The sequence below is a fragment of the Micrococcus sp. HMSC31B01 genome (assembly GCF_001816085.1).
GTDB lineage: Bacteria > Actinomycetota > Actinomycetes > Actinomycetales > Micrococcaceae > Micrococcus > Micrococcus luteus.
Genome location: NZ_KV825272.1, coordinates 1 through 3,629, shown reverse-complemented (window position 1 = coordinate 3,629; position 3,629 = coordinate 1). Strand labels below are relative to the sequence as shown.

At 73.1% G+C, this 3,629-nt stretch carries 4 protein-coding genes; 2 read left to right on the top strand and 2 right to left on the bottom strand.

The features are described from left to right. A partial coding sequence (locus tag HMPREF3105_RS09495) for a VIT1/CCC1 transporter family protein (RefSeq protein WP_070709389.1) occupies window positions 1-701 on the bottom strand: 701 nt, incomplete at its 3' end. 169 nt (window positions 702-870) lie between these two features. Between HMPREF3105_RS09495 and HMPREF3105_RS09490 the strand changes: the two genes are divergently transcribed. Together HMPREF3105_RS09490 and HMPREF3105_RS09485 are read left to right on the top strand one after the other, a co-directional pair. Further along, the gene (locus HMPREF3105_RS09490; RefSeq protein ID WP_070709387.1) at window positions 871-2,154 is read left to right on the top strand and encodes an NRAMP family divalent metal transporter; all 1,284 of its coding nucleotides are present in this window, start codon (window positions 871-873) and stop codon (window positions 2,152-2,154) included. Beyond that, on the top strand, window positions 2,147-2,959 hold the full coding sequence (locus HMPREF3105_RS09485) for a putative hydro-lyase (RefSeq protein WP_070709385.1): 813 nt from the start codon (window positions 2,147-2,149) through the stop codon (window positions 2,957-2,959). The genes HMPREF3105_RS09490 and HMPREF3105_RS09485 overlap by 8 nt, the downstream gene beginning before the upstream one ends. 22 nt (window positions 2,960-2,981) lie before the next feature. Here HMPREF3105_RS09485 and HMPREF3105_RS09480 read toward each other — a convergent pair. Next, a partial coding sequence (locus HMPREF3105_RS09480) for a GntR family transcriptional regulator (protein ID WP_083325328.1) occupies window positions 2,982-3,629 on the bottom strand: 648 nt, incomplete at its 5' end.

Sequence of the window (3,629 nt, the reverse complement as noted above, 5' to 3'; positions counted from 1 at the left end):
AGGGCGCCGCCGAGGACGACGCGCACGGCCGCCCGCAGCGCGGGCGCGTCGCCGAGCCGGGCCCCGACCCAGCCGGTGACGGCGAGGGCCACGAGGGTGACGGCGAACGTGAACGGGACGCGGAGGCCCACCGGCGCCAGGACGACCGTCAGGAAGGGCAGCAGCGCGCCCACGAGGAACGCAAGGAAGGACGCCCCGGCGGCGGCCCACGGGCTGACGACGTCCTCCTCCGCCATGCCCAGCTCCATGCGCAGATGCGCGGCGAGCGCATCCTTCTCGGTGAGCTCCCGCGCGGCGGCCTCGGCCGTGGCCCGGCTCAGGCCGTCCGCCTCGTAGAGCTGCACGAGCTCCTCCAGCTCACCCTCGGGATCCTCCTCGAGCTCACGGCGCTCCTTGGCGATCAGCGACTTCTGCGAGTCGGAGGACGAGGAGACGGACACGTACTCGCCCAGCGCCATGGAGAAGGCGCCGCCGACCACGGCCGCGGCGCCGGCCAGCAGGATCGGGGTGAACGCCGTCGTCGCACCGGCGACACCGACGACGGTGGCCGCGACGGACACGATGCCGTCGTTGGCACCGAGCACGCCCGCGCGGAGCCAGTTGAGGCGGGCATGCACGCCGCCGGTGGCGTGCGGCTCGTCGGGACCGCCCGGCGGGAGCTGATCTGCCAGGGGCGAGGACTGTTCAGACGTGTGCGACATGTCTCCATGCTCGCGGCGCCGGGCGGGGCGCGCCAGACAGGTGAGGCGTTCCTTCGGACGGGGACGCCACGACACCCGGTCTCGCTGTTGCCAGGATTGTTCAACAACAGCTACCGTCTCCCCCAGCGCCTCGTGACGCCCGTCACCTCGCCCGGCGCCCTCGACGAAGGTGACCACCGTGTCCCACGCAGACATCCCCCACGCCGGGCCGGACGGCGCGACCCCCTCGGGCACCGCACCGAAGACGGACTCCCGTGCCGCGAGCGCCACCCGGCGCACCGCACTGCTCGGCGCCATGTTCCTCATGGCCACCTCGGCCATCGGCCCCGGCTTCATCACGCAGACCGCCACGTTCACCGTCCGGATGGGCGCCGCGTTCGCGTTCGCCATCCTGGTCTCGATCCTCATCGACATCGCCGTCCAGATGAACGTGTGGCGCGTCATCGGCGTCTCCGGCATGCGCGCCCAGGAGCTGGCGAACCGCGTCCTGCCCGGCCTCGGCTGGGTCCTCGCCGCGCTCGTGTTCCTCGGCGGCATGGTCTTCAACATCGGCAACATCGCCGGCACCGGCCTCGGCGCGAACGCCATGCTCGGCGTCGACCCCCTGATCGGTGGCGGCGTCTCCGCGCTCATCGCGCTGCTGATCTTCCTCTCCAAGCGCGCCGGCGTGGCCCTGGACCGGATCGTGGTGGCGCTCGGCGCCGTCATGATCCTGCTGATGCTGTACGTGGCCATCACCTCCGCCCCGCCCGTGGGCGAGGCCCTGCGCCAGTCCGTGATGCCGGAGGAGGTCGACTTCTTCGTGATCGTCACCCTCGTGGGCGGCACCATCGGCGGCTACATCACCTACGCGGGTGCCCACCGCATGATCGACTCCGGAGTGAAGGGCGTGGACGACGTCCAGGACATCACCCGCAGCTCCGTGGCCTCGATCCTCGTGACCGGCCTGATGCGCGCCCTCCTGTTCCTGGCGATCCTCGGCGTCGTCGCCTCGGGGGCGGTGCTGTCCAAGGACAACCTGGCCGCCTCCGCCTTCCAGGCCGCCGCCGGCGACATCGGCCTGCGCATGTTCGGCATCGTCCTGTGGGCCGCCGCCGTCACCTCCGTGATCGGCGCGTCGTACACCTCGATCAGCTTCGTCACCCGCTCCACCACCAGCGCCCGCACCCGCAACCTGCTGACGGTCGCCTTCATCGTGGTCTGCACCGCCCTCTACCTGGCGCTGCGCCAGGCCCCGCAGACGCTGCTCGTGTTCGCCGGCGCGTTCAACGGCATGATCCTGCCGGTCGGCTTCGCCGCCCTCCTGTACGTGGCCTGGCGCCGCCGCGACCTGCTGCACGGCTACCGCTACCCCGGGTGGCTGCTCGTGATCGGCGCGCTCGCGTGGATCGTCTCCGTGTTCATCGCGGTGCGCGGGTTCATCCCCATGGTCGAGATGATCACCGGTGCCTGAGATGACCACGACGACGCCGCTGCCGCCGCTGGACGGCGCCACGACCCCCGCGCAGGCCCGCGAGCGGTTCCGCGCGGGGCTCGTGCGGCCGACCTCGGGGATCGCCGACGGCTACGCGCAGGCGAACCTCGTCTCGATCCCGCAGGACCACGCCTACGACGTCCTGCTCTTCGCCCAGCGCAACCCCCAGGCCCTGCCGCTGCTCGGCGTGTTCGAGGCCGGCGAGGTCAACGGCCCCGCGCTGGACGGCGACGTCCGCACGGACGTGCCGCAGTACGTGGTGTACCGCGACGGCGTCGAGACGGACCGCCCCACGGATCTGCTCGACGTGTGGCGGGACGACCTCGTGACGTTCGTGATCGGCTGCTCGTTCACCTTCGAGTCCGCCCTGGTGGCCGAGGGCATCCGGATGGCCCACCAGGACGCCGGCGTGAACGTGCCGATGTACCGCACCACGCGGCGCTGCGCCTCGGCGGGCCGCCTCTCGGGCCCGCTCGTGGTCTCGATGCGCCCCATCCCCGCCGACCGCGTGGCCGACGCCGTGCGCATCACCTCCCGCTACCCCGCGGTGCACGGCGCGCCCGTGCACGTGGGCGACCCGGCCGGCCTCGGGATCACGGACCTGTCGGCACCGGACTTCGGCGACGCCGTCGAGGTCCCGCAGGGCCACCTGCCCGTGTTCTGGGCGTGCGGGGTGACGCCGCAGGCGGCGATCATGGAGTCCCGCCCGCCGCTGGCCATCACCCACGCTCCCGGGCACATGCTCATCACGGACCTGCCGGACCGGATGTTCCAGGTCCCGTGACCGTCCGGGCCCGGGGAGGCGGTCAGTCCCCCGCGGCGGCGAGGTGCGCCAGGACGAACTGCTCCGCCTCGTCCAGGTAGTCGCCGAACATGGCGTGCACCGCGGGCAGGTCGCCGGCCAGCAGCCGCTCCACGATCCACCGGTTGCGGTCCGCGAACAGCACGTGCAGGCGCGTCTGCTCGTCCATGGGGTGGAACGCCAGGCGCACGCGGGCCTGCACCGACGCCATGAGCCGCGTGAGCTCGGGGGCGCCGGCCAGGTCCACGATGCCGACGTGGACGCGATGGTTGGCGTCGCCCAGGACCCGCGCGGGGGTGTCCGGGCCGCCCGAGAGCAGGTCCTGGGCACAGCGCAGCTGGCGCGCCGCGCCGGGGGTGAGCTCACCGTGCTCGAGGGCGCCGAGCTGGATCACCCGACGCGTGCGGTACAGCCCACGCACGTCCTCCGGACCCGGCGCCGTCACGAACACCCCGCGGTGCGGCCGTCGCTCCACGAGGCCCTCCGAGGCCAGCATGGTGAACGCCTCGCGCAAGCTGTTGCGGCTGACCTGGAGCTCGGCGGCCAGCGCCACCTCTCCCAGTCGCTCCCCCGGCACGAGCCCGGCCGCCGCGATCCGCTGCCGCAGCTGTGCGGCCGCGGCCACGGGAGCCGGAGCCGGGGCGGACTCGCC